This is a genomic window from Cupriavidus sp. H19C3 (assembly GCF_049393815.1).
GTDB lineage: Bacteria > Pseudomonadota > Gammaproteobacteria > Burkholderiales > Burkholderiaceae > Cupriavidus.
The window spans coordinates 3,416,287-3,430,143 of record NZ_CP184985.1; the positions used below are offsets into that span (position 1 = coordinate 3,416,287).

Genomic DNA, 13,857 nt, shown 5'->3' on the forward strand with positions numbered 1-13,857 from the left:
CACACGAACGCCCCGGTTTTCCTCTTCATGCAAACGGCCGACGCCAGCAGCGTCGGCCGTTTGCATTTACGCCGCGCTCTTTTATCCGCTTTCTCCATTGCGCGGATTTTCACTCACGTCACATACGGAACTGGGCCGGTCAATTAAGCGTCGGCCTAGTTCATTCCCTTTATCGCCCACCTATTCTGCACCACTGATTCAGTGCTCCAAAAAAGCGATAAAGGGTATTCCTGTTCCACGCCCCGATTGCCACGGATATCCGTCCGCGGCGTCCGCGCGGTAAGTCCCCCGACGTCAGATATCGCCGCCGTCCCGGTGGCGTAAAGGTACTCGCTTCCGCCTCGTCGCAATGCGCTGCAGCCATGGCCGCAGCCGTGCCGCCCGGAGCGGGTCGCGATGCAATTGGCACTGGATTCAATGGGCGCCATTTATCTGCTTCTGATGGCGAAGTCGTATTAAGTCGCAACACATATCCGATCTGCAGAAATTGATCGGTGGCTCTCTGCTGCGGCGTCTACAGATAGTTGAATAGCAATGAGTAACATTCGTAGCGTCAAATCAACGCGCACAACCCTTCAATTCACCACGCCGATTCCTCGCACCTTTCGCATGGGCAATCTGATTTTCGCGCGTGCCGTTTCCGCCATCGCACTGTGCGCGGCAAGCCATGCGGCGCTCGCGGGTAGCCTGGATGGCGGCACGAACTCGGGATCGCTGTCAGCGGCTTATGGGCCGTCCGCCCGGGCCGATGGCGCCGGCTCACTTGCGGTTGGCGGCGAAGCCGGTGCGATGGCGGGCGATGCGACTGCCATCGGCGCCGGCGTGGTGGCCACTGGCGTCAATTCCACGGCGGTAGGTAACCAGGTTCAAGTCGACGCCGAGGGCGGTATCGGCATTGCGGGAAATTACGGCACGCGCGTTGCCGTGGACAGCGCCTCCGTGAACGGCATCGCCATCGGCACCAATTCAGCGGTCCGGAACGCTCCGTCCGCTATCGCAATCGGTCGCGCGACCAGCACGACGGCCGAGAACGGCGTGGCAATCGGTGGCGCCGCCTCGGCAACGGCAGCCAATTCCGTGGCACTGGGCGCGGGCGCCAAGACGACTTCCGATCTGGCGGCCGCGGGCTATAACCCGGGGAGCGGCGAGCTTTCCGGTGTGGCCTCCGTCGCCAACGGCGAAGTATCGCTGGGCAGCTCCGGCGCCGAGCGTCGCATGACCAATGTCGCGGCCGGCTCTGCGCCGACCGACGCCGTCAACGTCAGCCAGTTGAAGTCCGCCGATGCCAAGATCAACGAGATTGGCGGCAGCACGGCAGCGGCGCTCGGCGGCGGCTCTGCGTACGACGCCACCACCGGCAGCATCTCCGCTCCTGCCTACACCATCCTCAAATCCGATGGCACTGCCACGACGGTTAACAGCGTCGGCGACGCCCTTGCCGCGGTGAGCGCCACGGCAGGCTACTTCCGCGCCGACGGCAATGGCGACGGTACGGATGCCGCAACCGTAGCCGCTGGCATGCATGCTGTCGCGATGGGTGCCAATGCCAGCGCGCAAGCCGAGAACAGCGTGGCGATCGGCGCCAATTCCGTGGCTGATCGCGCCAACACCCTGTCCGTGGGCAGCGCTGGCAGCGAACGGCAGGTCACCAATGTTGCCGCGGGCACGCAGGACACCGACGCGGTCAACCTCGTTCAGATGAAGGAATACGGCACCGGCGTGTTGCAGCAAGCCAACGCCTATACAGATCAGCGGACTGGCAACGCACTGCAGCAGGCGAATGCCTATACAGATCAGCGGACCGGCAACGCACTGCAGCAGGCGAATGCCTATACGGACAAGCAGGTCGCCGGTGTGCGGCGCGACGCCAACGCCGGTTCGGCTTCCGCCATGGCGATGGCGGGCCTGCCGCAAGCGGTGTTGCCTGGCAAGGGCATGGTCGCCCTGGCCGCCAGTACGTACGCCGGAGAATCGGCACTTGCGTTGGGCGTGTCGACCCTCTCGGGTACGGGCAAATGGGTCTACAAGGCCAATCTGACTACCAACACGCGAGGGAATGTCGGCGCCGCGGTCGGCGCGGGGTTCCACTGGTAATTTCCGCGGATAACACAGGGATACGGCGCGCAGGGATACCGCGCGCGCATTCGTCTCCCGCTTCCCATGCGATAGCCTTGCAGCGGCCACGTCACTTCACGGTGCGTGGCCGCGCCTCCTTGGGTTCTCGTACACGCTTCCCCAGCGGCGCGGCAAGCCATTGATTTTTCTGACGATGGCGGTGATCTGCACGCCTTGTCGCAACGCCCCGCGCCGGCCACCCTCGCAATAGCGGGATGGCACCGGCGTGGTGAATGGTGTTTCGAGGGTTGTTGCAGTATCACAACAAATCACGTTCGCACTTCGCGTTTACGGCGAAAAAGTCTTCTGGCGAGCTGGACCCCTGTCACATAATACGACGCAGACGTGAAGGTTAATGCGTCGCCCAAGCACTTGGGCAACCAAGATTTCCCAATCAGTTGACAAGGAAAGTGTCGATATGAAGATGAAACTGTTTGCAGCTGCCGTTGCCGCCCTGGCCGCCGGCGGTGCGTATGCCCAGTCGAGCGTGACCCTGTACGGCGTGGTTGATGCCGGTATCGAATACCAAAACCATGCACCGAACGCCGCTGGCGTGACCGGCAGCCACGACGTGGTTCGCCTGACCTCGGGCAACATGTCCGGCAGCCGTTGGGGCCTGCGCGGTGTGGAAGACCTGGGTGGTGGCCTGAAGGGTGTGTTCGTGCTGGAAAGCGGTTTCAGCGTTGACACCGGTACCTCGGGCCAAGGTGGCCGTCTGTTCGGTCGTCAAGCCTTCGTCGGTGTGCAGAACCAGTTCGGCACCCTGACCCTGGGTCGTCATCAGACCCCGTTCTATGAATTCGGTCTGGCCTTCGACCCGATGGCCATCTCGACGAACTACTCGATCACGGCTCAAGGTACCGAGTTCCAGTCGCGCGCCGACAACTCGCTGAAGTACATGGGCAAGTTCGGTGGCGTGAGCGCCACGTTGCTGTACAGCACCGGTAGCAACACCGGCGCGACCTCGGGCAATGCCTTCCAAGGCAACGCTGGCGAGATCCCGGGTAACTACCACACCGGCCGTGAGTACAGCGCCAGCCTGTCGTATGCAGGCGGCCCGTTCTCGGTTGGCGTGATCTATGACGAATCGAACGTCGGTATCAACACCGTTGCTCTGCAAGACGCCAAGATCCGTCGCGCAGCTGTTGCCGGTACCTACGCTTTCGGTCCGGTCAAGGCCTTCCTGGGCTACCGCTACGCCAAGGCTTCGGACGGCGCACTGCTGCCGGGCGCTACGCCGCTGGGCTTCGCAGCTCCGGTGACCGACAAGTCGAACCTGTACTGGGGCGGCGTTGGCTACCAAGTGACCCCGGCTCTGTCGCTGACGGGCGCGGTGTACTACCAAGACTTCCGCAACACCGGTGCTGATCCGTGGCAATTCGTGGTGTCGACGGACTACGCTTTCTCGAAGCGTACCGACGCATACCTGAACCTGGCCTACGTGAAGAACAAGGACGGTTCGACCCTGGGTCTGTCGGGCACGGGCGCTGCTGGTTCGGGCTTCGGCGCGAACGTTGGCGCGGCCAACATGTTCGGCGCAGTGGTTGGTCTTCGCCACAAGTTCTAATTCGACGCAGGCGTAAGCCTGCTTTGAATTGGCTTGAAACGCCGGCATCCGCAAGGATGCCGGCGTTTTGTTTTTGTCGTCCTTCGCTCGCGTCGATATGTCGGCCGAGCGCCATCTGCGCGCGGTCTTCCGGCATGGCCGCGTTGCCAATGGGCGCGGCAACCTCTGCGCCGCGGTAATGCTGCAGGCCGCTTGACCGTTGGCTTGGCTCGGCCGCCGGCCAGGGCGAGGGCAGCGGGTAAGGCAGCGGAAGGTAAAGCGGGGAAGGTAAAGCGCGAAGGTAAAGCGAAGCGAGGAAGCGGGGAGAAGAGGGGGAAGAGGGGGAAGAGGGGGAAGAGGGCAGGCAGGGAAGTCGCAGAAACTGCTGCGTAGGCAAGCAAGGTTCCCGTATGTGACGTGGCACCCCGTCGGACGGGTCGCCGCCTGGCGGCAACGACCCATCGTCAACGCAATTCAAAAGCTGGCAGGACAGAACAGGCCGCAGCCCGCGGCCTTACAAAGCGAAAGCCGCTACGCGTTCAGTTCTCTTCGTCGAGCGGCATCGCGCGGCGCGGCGGCGGAGGGCGCTTGCCGATCGTCACGGTGACTTCCGCGGGCTTGCCGCGGCGGATTACCTTCATCCTGACCTCCGCACCCGGCTTCAGTTGCGCGATGGCATTGAGCAGTGCCGTAGTATCGTTGATCGACTGGCTATCCACCGACACCAGCACATCGCCCGGCCGCACGCCTGCCTTGTCGGCCGGTCCACCCTGGACCACGGCGGCAATCAGCGCGCCTTCCTTGGCGTCGAGGCTGAAGGACTCGGCAATCTCTGGCGTCATGTCCTGCGGTTCCACGCCGATCCAACCGCGCGTGACCGTGCCGGTGGAAATGATCGACTCCATGACCTGCTTGGCCGTCGACACCGGGATCGCAAAACCGATCCCGAGTGAACCGCCCGACCGCGAATAGATCGCCGTATTGATCCCGAGCAGATTGCCCTGCGCATCGACCAGCGCGCCACCGGAGTTGCCGGGATTGATCGCCGCGTCGGTCTGGATAAAGTTCTCGAACGTGTTGATGCCCAGATGGCTGCGGCCGAGCGCCGACACAATGCCCATCGTCACGGTCTGGCCGACGCCGAACGGATTGCCGATGGCCAGCACCACGTCGCCGACCTTCACGTTCTCGATGCGGCCAAGCGTAATGGCGGGCAAGTCCTTGAGCGTGACCTTGAGCACCGCCAGATCGGTCTCCGGGTCAGAGCCGACCACTTTGGCGTTGGCCTTGCGACCGTCGGTCAGCGCCACTTCGATCTCGTCGGCACCGTCCACCACATGGTGGTTGGTTAGAATGTAGCCCTCCGCGCTGACGATCACGCCCGAGCCCAGACTGGATACCGGCTCCTGGCGCTGCTCCGGCGGCCGGTCGCCAAAGAAGAAACGGAACCACGGGTCCTCGGCCTGCGGATTCGGCGAGCGTCTGTTGCCGTTCTTGCTGGTGAAAATATTGACGACGGCTGGCATGGCCTGCTGTGCCGCGCCGCTGTAAGACCCCTCGGCCGCGCTGCCGGCCACGTTTGGCACCACTTCCTTGAGTGCCACGATGGGTGAGCCCGATTGCACGGCCACCCGGCCCCGTTGCAGCCACTCGGGTTTGAGTGTGGCGATCACGAACCACACGGCCAGCACAACGGTGACGGCCTGAGCGAAGAACAGCCAGAAGCGGCGCAACATATCGGAGATTGATCAGAAAATGAAAACAAAAGAGCTTGAATTGTACTTGAACGAACTTCTGGAAGTTCCTCGTTTCAAGGACTATTGCCCGAATGGATTGCAAGTGCAAGGCCGGCTGGAAACCCTGCATGTGGTGACCGGAGTGACCGCGAGTCTCGCGTTGGTCGAGGCGGCGATCGAGGCAGGCGCCGATGCGATCCTGGTGCATCACGGTTATTTCTGGAAAAACGAGGATGCGCGTGTGATCGGCCAGAAGCATGCGCGTCTGAAACGCTTGCTGGGCGCCGATATCAACCTGATGGCCTATCACCTGCCACTCGATAATCACGCCGAGTTAGGCAACAACGCCCAACTCGGCGCGCAGCTGGGCATCACCCCGACGGGCCGCTTTGCGGACGATCAGCTCGGCTGGACCGGCACCTTGCCACGCCCGATGCCGTTGTCGGAGCTGGCCGCGCACGTGGCCGGGGTGCTTCAGCGCGAGCCGCTCGCCATTGGCGATGCCGACCGGCCCGTCCGTACGGTGGGCTGGTGTACCGGTGGCGCGCAAGGGTATTTCGACGCCGCAATCGCGGCCGGCGTGGATGTCTATATCAGCGGCGAAGTGTCGGAGCAGACCACGCATCTGGCGCGCGAGAGCGGAGTGGCCTATCTCGCGGCCGGCCATCATGCCACCGAGCGCTACGGCATTCGCGCGCTCGGCGAGCATGTGGCGCAACGCTTCGGGCTGCGCCATACCTTCATCGATATTCCCAACCCGGTCTGACCTGAAGTCGGGCGGCCAGCCCGCCGTGCCGCGGTCAGGGACGCTTGAGGCTGTCGCGGATCTCGCGCAGCAACTGGATGTCTTCCGGCGTCTCGGCGGGCTTCGGCGCCTCCTCGTGCTTGGCGCGCATGTTGTTGAACGCGCGGACCATCAGGAAGATGATGAACGCCAGGATGATGAAGTTGACCACGATGGTCAGGAAATTGCCGTAGGCAAAGACGGGGACCCCGGCCTTCTTGAGCGCGTCGAGTGTATGGGGTACGCCCGGGGGCGGCTCGGCCAGCGCGACGAACATGTTGGAGAAGTCGAGTTTTCCGATCACGCGGCCGACCAAAGGCATGATCAGGTCGTTCACCACCGAATCCACGATCTTGCCAAAAGCCGCGCCGATGATCACACCAACGGCCAGATCGATGACGTTGCCGCGCATCGCGAAGGTCCTGAATTCGGTCATCATGCCCATGCGTTTTCTCCTTCTTGTTGCTTGCGATTAACGTTCCGAAGTCTCAAAGACTGCCGCAGGACTTCCCTGAGTGCAAGCCTGCAAGCGGCTATCGCGCATGCGTGACCGATAATCGACCAATTACCTATAGGTGGTTTGCCTATCGCTGGCAGATGTGCCTCGGGTATAATTTTCGGTTGACGCAAGATCAAAATTGACAATCCCCTGGGGTTTGGAATGAGTGACCAGCAGAACGTGAATAACGTGGACAAAGGTCGCCGCAATTGGTTGATCGCGACTTCTGTCGCGGGCGGCGTAGGAGGCGTGGCTGTAGCAGTTCCTTTTGTCAGTACCTTCGCACCCTCGGAGAAGGCCAAGGCCGCCGGTGCCCCGGTGGAGGCCGATATCGGCGGACTGAAGGCCGGCGAGATGATGACCGTTGAATGGCGAGGCAAGCCGGTCTGGATTCTGCGTCGTACCCCGGAGATGCTCGCATCGCTCAAGAAGACCGATGCGGAAGTCGCCGATCCCAATTCCGACGTCCCCTTCACCATGAAGACGCCGGATTACTGCAAGAACGAGACGCGATCGCGTGCCGAGCACAAGGACGTGCTGGTCGTGGTGGGCATCTGTTCGCACCTGGGCTGCTCGCCGTCGGGTCCCTTCGCTTCGGGCGCCAATCCGCAGCTTGGCGCCGATCCGGGCTTCCTGTGCCCGTGCCACGGATCCACCTTCGACCTCGCCGGCCGCGTGTTCAGGAACAAGCCGGCCCCGCAGAATCTTGACGTACCCCCGTACCAGTTCCTGACCGACACCAAGATCGTGATCGGCAAGGACGAGAAAGGAGAAGCTTGATCATGGCGGCCGAAAAAGAAGTCAAGACTACTGGCCTGCTCGGCTGGATCGACGCCCGCTTCCCCGCCACGCAACTTTGGGAAGACCATCTCTCCAAGTACTACGCGCCGAAGAACTTCAACTTCTGGTACTTCTTCGGCTCCCTGGCGTTGCTTGTGCTGGTGATCCAGATCGTCACCGGCATCTTCCTCGTGATGAACTACAAGCCGGACGGCACGCTGAACGCCGCCGGTATTCCCGTGGCCTTTGCCAGCGTGGAATTCATCATGCGCGAAGTTCCCTCGGGCTGGCTCATCCGCTATATGCACTCGACGGGCGCCTCCGCGTTCTTCGTCGTGGTGTACCTGCACATGTTCCGCGGCCTGCTCTATGGCTCGTACCGCAAGCCGCGTGAGCTGGTGTGGATCTTCGGCTGCCTGATCTTCCTGTGCCTGATGGCCGAAGCGTTCATGGGCTATCTGCTGCCGTGGGGCCAGATGTCGTACTGGGGCGCGCAGGTGATCGTGAACCTGTTCTCGGCCATTCCCGTGATCGGCCAGGACCTGTCGCTGTTCATCCGCGGGGACTACGTGGTGAGCGATGCCACGCTGAACCGCTTCTTCTCGTTCCACGTGATCGCGGTTCCGCTGGTGCTGCTGGGCCTGGTGGTGGCGCACATCATCGCGCTGCACGAAGTGGGCTCGAACAACCCGGACGGCGTCGAGATCAAGGCGAAGAAGGATGCGAATGGCGTGCCGCTCGATGGCATTCCGTTCCACCCGTACTACTCCGTGCACGACCTGCTGGGCGTGGCCGTGTTCCTGATCTTCTTCTCGGCGGTGATCTTCTTCTTCCCCGAGGTGGGCGGCTACTTCCTTGAGGCGAACAACTTCTTCCCGGCCGATCCGCTGAAGACCCCGCCGCATATCGCGCCGGTCTGGTACTTCACGCCGTTCTACTCGATGCTGCGTGCCACGACGTCGAACTTCCTGCCGATCCTGTGGGTGTTCTTCGCGGTGGTGCTGGGCATGGTGATCCTGCGCAGCAAGGACACGCGCGTGAAGATCGGTTCGGTCCTGATCCTCGTGATCCTGGCGCTCGGCTTCTGGCAGATCGACGCCAAGTTCTGGGGCGTGCTGGTGATGGGCGGCTCGGTCATCGTGCTGTTCTTCATGCCCTGGCTGGACTGCTCGCCGGTCAAGTCGATCCGTTATCGTCCTGCTTTCCACAAGTCGATCCTGATCGTCTTCGTGGTGGTGTTCCTGGTCCTCGGCTACCTCGGCGTGCAACCGCCGTCGCCGGTGGGTGAGAAGGTGTCGCAGCTCGGTACGCTGCTGTACTTCGCCTTCTTCCTGACCATGCCGCTGTGGAGCCGCGCCGGCGAATTCAAGCCGGTGCCGGAGCGCGTCACGTTCCACCCGCACTGAGCGTCGCGCGCATTCCCGACAAGAGGACAAGGACACAAGATGAAAAAGCTGCTTTCGATCTTCGCGCTGGTCGGTGCCTGTTTCGCGACCATGCCCGCCATGGCCAGCGAGGGGGGCTATCCCCTCGAGCCGGCACCGCTCGATACGAGCGACATCTCGTCGCTGCAGCGGGGCGCCAAGCTGTTCGTCAACTATTGCCTGAACTGCCATAGCGCCTCGATGATGCGCTACAACCGGCTGAAGGACCTGGACCTGACGGATGACCAGATCCGCCAGAACCTGCTGTTCTCGGCGGACAAGGTGGGCGAGCTGATGACCATCTCGATGCCGCCGAAGGATGCCAAGGCGTTCTTCGGTGCCACACCGCCGGATCTGTCGGTGATCGCGCGTGCGCGCGGCAACGACTGGCTCTATACGTACCTGCGCACGTTCTACCGCGACGACAGCCGCGCCACCGGCTGGAACAACCTGGTCTTCCCGAGCGTCGGCATGCCGCACGTGTTGTGGGAGCTCCAGGGCCAGCGCGGCGCCAAGTTTGCCGAGGTCGAGGAACACGGCGAGAAGGTGCACAAGTTCGCCGGCTTCGAGCAACTGACGCCGGGCAAGATGAATACGCAGGAGTACGACCAGGCTGTGGCCGACCTCGTGAACTACCTGAACTGGATGTCGGAACCGGCCCAGAGCCACCGCAAGCGCCTTGGCGTATGGGTGATTCTGTTCCTGCTGGTATTCACGGTATTTGCCTGGCGCCTGAACGCGGCATTCTGGAAAGACATCAAGTAAGTTGTAACAGAAATACCGGGTAAACCCTAAGGGTCGGCGCGGACGTTGCCTTATCGCAGCACCGCGCCGGCCCTTTTGCCATGCGGCTTTCGAGGATTCAGTGGCGCCGGCGCCACGTCTCGTATTTGTAACTTATTTGCTTTCCAATAGGGCGTTCTGACAGAATGTTTGCCCTGTCTGAACCAGCGCTGCCGGTTCGTCGATCCGACACGGTTTGTGCGTCGATCCGACGACCTTCCACCCAAGGAATCCAACCATGATGGTGTTGTATTCGGGTACGACTTGCCCGTTTTCTCAACGTTGCCGCCTTGTCCTGTTCGAAAAGGGCATGGACTTCGAGATTCGCGACGTTGATCTCTTCAACAAGCCCGAAGACATCTCGGTCATGAACCCGTACGGTCAGGTGCCGATCCTGGTCGAACGCGACCTGATCCTGTACGAGTCGAACATCATCAACGAGTACATCGACGAGCGCTTCCCGCATCCGCAGCTGATGCCGGCCGATCCGGTCCAGCGCGCGCGCGCGCGTCTGTTCCTGTTCAATTTCGAAAAGGAACTGTTCACCCACGTGTACGTGCTCGAGAACGAAAAGGGCAAGGCCGCGGAGAAGAACCACGAGCGCGCCCGTGCCGCGATTCGTGACCGCCTGACGCAACTCGCGCCGATCTTCGTCAAGAACAAGTACATGCTGGGCGAGGAATTCTCGATGCTCGACGTGGCTATCGCGCCGCTGCTCTGGCGCCTGGACCACTATGGCATCGAACTGTCGAAGAACGCCGCGCCGCTGCTCAAGTATGCGGAACGAATCTTCAGCCGTCCGGCCTACATCGAAGCACTGACCCCGTCTGAAAAGGTGATGCGTCGCTAAGACGGATCTGACGCCACCGCAAGCGCAATGTCTGAAACTTCCACTAAGCCCTATCTGATCCGCGCCATCTACGAATGGTGCACCGATAACGGTTTCACACCGTATATCGCGGTCTTTGTCGACGCCAACACCAGCGTCCCGCGCGAGTTCGTCAAGAACAACGAGATCGTGCTGAACGTGAGCTTTGACGCGACCAGCGGCCTCGATATGGGCAACGACTGGATTACGTTCAGCGCGCGCTTCGGCGGGGTATCGCGCAAGATCGATGTGCCGGTAGAAAACGTACTGGCCATCTATGCGCGCGAGAACGGCCAGGGCATGGCCTTCCCGGTGGAGCGCAGCGTCCCCGAGACGCAGGCCGCCACCGAGCGCGAGAACAATCCGCCGCCGAAACTGGCACCGGTCGAATCCGATGCGCCCGCGCCGGTGACTGCCGAAACCAGCGAGCCGGAAGACGATCCGACGCCGCCGCCGGTACCGCGGATCGGGGGCAAGAAGCCGTCGCTGAAGGTGGTCAAATAAGCTTCCGACTTTGAGACCGCATGCAGTAGAATCGCGGTCTGCACCAGACATGCCGGCTTAGCTCATCAGGTAGAGCAGTTGATTTGTAATCATCAGGTGGCGGGTTCGAGTCCTGCAGCCGGCACCAATAAAATCAAGGGGTTACAAGATTTTTCTTGTGACCCCTTGTTCATTTCTAAAGCCGTGTAGGCACCGTGTAGGCATTTCATGCCATCTTGGCGGCGCTGTGCGGTTGCCGTCAGAGCGGGCATCGACCAGGCTGACCCGCTTACGGGAACTCAAGTGAGGCGGCCAAGCCGTTTCACCTGGCCACTCTAATCGCTACCTCCGGTGTCGGTGTCCCGGCGGGTGTCGGGGATTGCCCCGCCCCTCACTCTGCCGACAGCACCCGTCGCAGCTCGGTTTCAGTCACTTTCCCCAGTGGTGGTGGCCCACTTGCGAAGCATTTCTGCTGAAACCGGTCGGTCAGGCACGGGCGGTCATGGCCGTCACGCGATTCTCTCCAGGTAGTTGGGTGTAAATACCCCAGCCCCCCACTCTTGCGCCCCCACTGGCACCCCACCTGATTCTGTCGGTGCTGTGAGCGACGCCACGTAAGGCGAAATGCTCAGACGCACAAAGGCAATTTCAGCAAGCTACCAATGGAGAAATGACTATGCTGCCGCAAGAACAACTGACCGACGACCTGAGCCTGCCGTTCATGCGAACGATGATGAGCCTCTATTTTACCAACGAGGTCACGCCGTATGCCGGTCAGGATGAAGCGAAAACGCTCCCGCCGATGGAGGCACTCGTGCTCGGTATGATGTGCCTGACACAAACGTACAACAGTCAGCACGTCAATAACCTGCTCTATCGCAAGTACCGCATGTTCAGTTCGCGGGAGTGCGGCATCTTCGCCGAAGTCGGCATCCTCGGGCTGGTGGCACGCGGATACTTGCGGCCCGCTTCAAAAAAAGCTGAACAGGCCATCTGCGAGCGGAACGAGAGAGTCTGGGGCCTCGGAAACGTGCCGTTCGTCGTGACTGCGAAAGGTGCCCGTCGCATCGGCTACCTGGTAGCTAACCTCCGGGGCGGGCTCTACAAAGATGTCGTCAAGGAGTTGCAAGCCGAGTCGCGCGCAGCCGCGAAAGGCTGGCGAGCCGATGTCCGCGCCTAACTGAGGCTAGGAACATCAAGATGTTGGAATTCGAAACCCTCGAAGAATTCTCGGTGGCATCGGAGGTCAGCGACGCCACGGTCACCGTGAAGCTGCGTCGTATGCTAAACCACAAGCCGACCCGGTTCAGTCCCGAGCCGTACTGTCTCGACCTGGCGGTCGGAAGCATCTGTCGTCAGCATTACGGCATTGACGAGCTGCGCGCCCACGGGACGGCTGCTCGGTTCTTGATGAAGCACGTTAAGGGGATTGCTCCGCCGCTACATTGAAGGCAACTTGGTTGAGAGAAAGCCGTCCCGTGAGAGGTGACTTCCGACCCGTCCCATAACGGAATCCATGACTACAACAACGAAGAAACCATTGTAAAAAATTGGCAGCAACAGTTACCTCCACGTGCCCCGCCAAATAGCCGAATAATCGAGCAGAATCAAAAGGCCACAGAACGGAAGTTTCCATGGCCTTTTGACCCGAATGACCACGTAAGTGCTCAATCCAAGTTATCGAGCAACTGCATCAAGTCTGCCGGGTGCTTCATCAGGTGATAGCTCCAGCGACCGTATCGGCCGTCGCGGTTCACGGCCTCGCACCACCGCTTGGCTGCCGCTTCTTTTATGAGAGCGTCGTCAATCACTTGTCCCTTGATTTCGACCACCAGCTTTTCGCCCGACACCAGCTCGACGATGAAGTCCGGCAAGTAGTTCCGCTTGGTTCCATCTTTCCGATACGGTACGACGAAGCCAAGGTGGTCGTTCGTAAGCGCTCAATTGACGACGTCTGGTATTGAAGGCTGAACGTTGGCAGGCTAGCGTCCGCAAAGACTTTGCGGACGCAAACATGATCCAAGACGAGATTGACCTATTTCCGCTGCAGGCGGTGCGAGTCCGCTCCAATGGGAAGCGCGACTACGAGCCAGCGGCCAAGCGGCGTCTGATTGAGTTCTGTCTTCAATCGGGAGCATCGGTCTCGGGCACGGCGCTCAAGGCCGGTATCAACGCTAACCAGTTGCGCAAATGGATTCGGGACTACCGAGATTCAGTGCAGGCGCGAGGTGCGTTGCCGGCATTCGTGCCGGTTGTCCAGGAGGTTCAGGATTCGCGGCCAATCGAGACACTTGCAAAGGTTGCGGTGCCGCGTCACGAAGCGGCATCAGCGACTGGCGATCCGCCACCGCGGCAAGCGCAACCGCTGGCGCTCTTGAGCGCAAAGCTGCCCAACGGTGTATCACTTGAGCTCGAATGCAGCGAGCGAGACGTTGGGCTCGTAAAGGCAATGATCGAAGCACTGAGTGGAGACCGTTGATGTTTCGGCTCGACGCTGAGCTGCGGGTGTATCTGCATCGCGACGCAGTGGACTTCCGTAAGAACATCAACGGCCTGGCACTGCTGGTCGAGCAGACGCTCGGGCTGGATCCGTTTGCATCGGCTGTATTTGTGTTCCGTAACCAGCGGGCCGATCGCATCAAGATTCTCGGGTGGGATCGCAACGGCTTCTGGCTATTGTTGAAGCGATTGGAGGCGGACCGGTTTGCCTGGCCACGCGAGGCGGCTGTGGCTACGCTGACGGTCGAACAGTTGCACTGGCTGCTCGAGGGAATCGACATCGAGGCGATGCGCCGGCACCCGCACCGAGAATACCATCGCGCTGCGTGAACGCTGTTTG

General features: G+C 61.2%; 14 protein-coding genes, 1 tRNA gene and 1 pseudogene. 13 read left to right on the plus strand and 3 right to left on the minus strand.

The genetic code is table 11. The features are described 5' to 3' along the window. Positions 1-609: 609 nt before the first annotated feature. Together DFLDMN_RS15830 and DFLDMN_RS15835 are read left to right on the plus strand one after the other, a co-directional pair. Positions 610-2,094, plus strand: a complete 1,485-nt coding sequence (locus tag DFLDMN_RS15830; RefSeq protein WP_423195838.1) for a YadA family autotransporter adhesin — start codon at positions 610-612, stop codon at positions 2,092-2,094. A 439-nt stretch (positions 2,095-2,533) separates the two neighbouring features. Next, positions 2,534-3,682, plus strand: coding sequence for a porin (locus tag DFLDMN_RS15835; protein ID WP_423195839.1), 1,149 nt, complete (start codon positions 2,534-2,536; stop codon positions 3,680-3,682). A 518-nt stretch (positions 3,683-4,200) separates the two neighbouring features. Here DFLDMN_RS15835 and DFLDMN_RS15840 read toward each other — a convergent pair. After that, a complete protein-coding gene (locus tag DFLDMN_RS15840) occupies positions 4,201-5,397 on the minus strand; it encodes a Do family serine endopeptidase (protein WP_423195840.1) in 1,197 nt (398 codons plus the stop codon). Positions 5,398-5,416: 19 nt separating this feature from the next. On the opposite strand from DFLDMN_RS15840, the gene DFLDMN_RS15845 reads away from it, so the two are divergent. Beyond that, positions 5,417-6,163 carry a Nif3-like dinuclear metal center hexameric protein gene (locus DFLDMN_RS15845; protein WP_423195841.1) on the plus strand — a complete coding sequence of 249 codons (747 nt, stop codon included), beginning with the start codon at positions 5,417-5,419 and terminating at the stop codon, positions 6,161-6,163. A gap of 34 nt (positions 6,164-6,197) precedes the next feature. On the opposite strand, the gene mscL is transcribed toward DFLDMN_RS15845, so the two are convergent. Further along, positions 6,198-6,626: a large conductance mechanosensitive channel protein MscL gene (gene mscL / locus DFLDMN_RS15850; protein WP_423195842.1), complete on the minus strand. Its 429-nt coding sequence runs from the start codon at positions 6,624-6,626 to the stop codon at positions 6,198-6,200. 216 nt (positions 6,627-6,842) lie between these two features. Between mscL and petA the strand changes: the two genes are divergently transcribed. The 8 genes from petA (at position 6,843) to DFLDMN_RS15890 (ending at position 12,467) form a co-directional block, all read left to right on the plus strand. Beyond that, the gene (gene petA, locus DFLDMN_RS15855) at positions 6,843-7,460 is read left to right on the plus strand and encodes a ubiquinol-cytochrome c reductase iron-sulfur subunit (protein WP_423195843.1); all 618 of its coding nucleotides are present in this window, start codon (positions 6,843-6,845) and stop codon (positions 7,458-7,460) included. Between the two features lie 2 nt (positions 7,461-7,462). Next, complete coding sequence (locus tag DFLDMN_RS15860) at positions 7,463-8,866, plus strand: cytochrome b (RefSeq protein WP_423195844.1); 1,404 nt, start codon at positions 7,463-7,465, stop codon at positions 8,864-8,866. Positions 8,867-8,905: 39 nt separating this feature from the next. Further along, positions 8,906-9,649, plus strand: a complete 744-nt coding sequence (locus DFLDMN_RS15865) for a cytochrome c1 (RefSeq protein ID WP_423195845.1) — start codon at positions 8,906-8,908, stop codon at positions 9,647-9,649. A 256-nt stretch (positions 9,650-9,905) separates the two neighbouring features. After that, positions 9,906-10,517, plus strand: a complete 612-nt coding sequence (locus DFLDMN_RS15870; RefSeq protein ID WP_008643086.1) for a glutathione S-transferase N-terminal domain-containing protein — start codon at positions 9,906-9,908, stop codon at positions 10,515-10,517. A gap of 27 nt (positions 10,518-10,544) precedes the next feature. Next, positions 10,545-11,039, plus strand: coding sequence for a ClpXP protease specificity-enhancing factor (locus DFLDMN_RS15875; RefSeq protein WP_423195846.1), 495 nt, complete (start codon positions 10,545-10,547; stop codon positions 11,037-11,039). A 51-nt stretch (positions 11,040-11,090) separates the two neighbouring features. After that, positions 11,091-11,166, plus strand: a tRNA-Thr gene (locus DFLDMN_RS15880). A gap of 528 nt (positions 11,167-11,694) precedes the next feature. Continuing rightward, positions 11,695-12,198, plus strand: coding sequence for a hypothetical protein (locus DFLDMN_RS15885; RefSeq protein ID WP_423195847.1), 504 nt, complete (start codon positions 11,695-11,697; stop codon positions 12,196-12,198). Positions 12,199-12,218: 20 nt separating this feature from the next. Next, complete coding sequence (locus tag DFLDMN_RS15890; protein ID WP_423195848.1) at positions 12,219-12,467, plus strand: hypothetical protein; 249 nt, start codon at positions 12,219-12,221, stop codon at positions 12,465-12,467. A 218-nt stretch (positions 12,468-12,685) separates the two neighbouring features. Here DFLDMN_RS15890 and DFLDMN_RS15895 read toward each other — a convergent pair. Then, positions 12,686-12,949, minus strand: a pseudogene (locus DFLDMN_RS15895) (hypothetical protein); the annotation flags it as partial. Positions 12,950-13,032: 83 nt separating this feature from the next. Here DFLDMN_RS15895 and tnpA point away from each other — a divergent pair. Together tnpA and tnpB are read left to right on the plus strand one after the other, a co-directional pair. Next, positions 13,033-13,497 carry an IS66-like element accessory protein TnpA gene (gene tnpA, locus DFLDMN_RS15900; protein WP_008652244.1) on the plus strand — a complete coding sequence of 155 codons (465 nt, stop codon included), beginning with the start codon at positions 13,033-13,035 and terminating at the stop codon, positions 13,495-13,497. Continuing rightward, a complete protein-coding gene (gene tnpB, locus DFLDMN_RS15905) occupies positions 13,497-13,847 on the plus strand; it encodes an IS66 family insertion sequence element accessory protein TnpB (protein ID WP_008652247.1) in 351 nt (116 codons plus the stop codon). The genes tnpA and tnpB overlap by 1 nt, the downstream gene beginning before the upstream one ends. Positions 13,848-13,857: the final 10 nt, after the last annotated feature.

Bases quoted from the DNA above. Each gene is read 5' to 3' on its own strand.
- DFLDMN_RS15875 (WP_423195846.1), top strand. From the start codon at position 10,545: ATGTCTGAAACTTCCACTAAGCCCTATCTGATCCGCGCCATCTACGAA.
- DFLDMN_RS15830 (WP_423195838.1), top strand. From the start codon at position 610: ATGGGCAATCTGATTTTCGCGCGTGCCGTTTCCGCCATCGCACTGTGC.
- DFLDMN_RS15835 (WP_423195839.1), top strand. From the start codon at position 2,534: ATGAAGATGAAACTGTTTGCAGCTGCCGTTGCCGCCCTGGCCGCCGGC.
- DFLDMN_RS15885 (WP_423195847.1), top strand. From the start codon at position 11,695: ATGCTGCCGCAAGAACAACTGACCGACGACCTGAGCCTGCCGTTCATG.
- DFLDMN_RS15865 (WP_423195845.1), top strand. From the start codon at position 8,906: ATGAAAAAGCTGCTTTCGATCTTCGCGCTGGTCGGTGCCTGTTTCGCG.
- tnpA (WP_008652244.1), top strand. From the start codon at position 13,033: ATGATCCAAGACGAGATTGACCTATTTCCGCTGCAGGCGGTGCGAGTC.
- DFLDMN_RS15845 (WP_423195841.1), top strand. From the start codon at position 5,417: ATGAAAACAAAAGAGCTTGAATTGTACTTGAACGAACTTCTGGAAGTT.
- DFLDMN_RS15870 (WP_008643086.1), top strand. From the start codon at position 9,906: ATGATGGTGTTGTATTCGGGTACGACTTGCCCGTTTTCTCAACGTTGC.
- mscL (WP_423195842.1), bottom strand. From the start codon at position 6,626: ATGGGCATGATGACCGAATTCAGGACCTTCGCGATGCGCGGCAACGTC.
- petA (WP_423195843.1), top strand. From the start codon at position 6,843: ATGAGTGACCAGCAGAACGTGAATAACGTGGACAAAGGTCGCCGCAAT.
- DFLDMN_RS15890 (WP_423195848.1), top strand. From the start codon at position 12,219: ATGTTGGAATTCGAAACCCTCGAAGAATTCTCGGTGGCATCGGAGGTC.
- tnpB (WP_008652247.1), top strand. From the start codon at position 13,497: ATGTTTCGGCTCGACGCTGAGCTGCGGGTGTATCTGCATCGCGACGCA.
- DFLDMN_RS15840 (WP_423195840.1), bottom strand. From the start codon at position 5,397: ATGTTGCGCCGCTTCTGGCTGTTCTTCGCTCAGGCCGTCACCGTTGTG.
- DFLDMN_RS15860 (WP_423195844.1), top strand. From the start codon at position 7,463: ATGGCGGCCGAAAAAGAAGTCAAGACTACTGGCCTGCTCGGCTGGATC.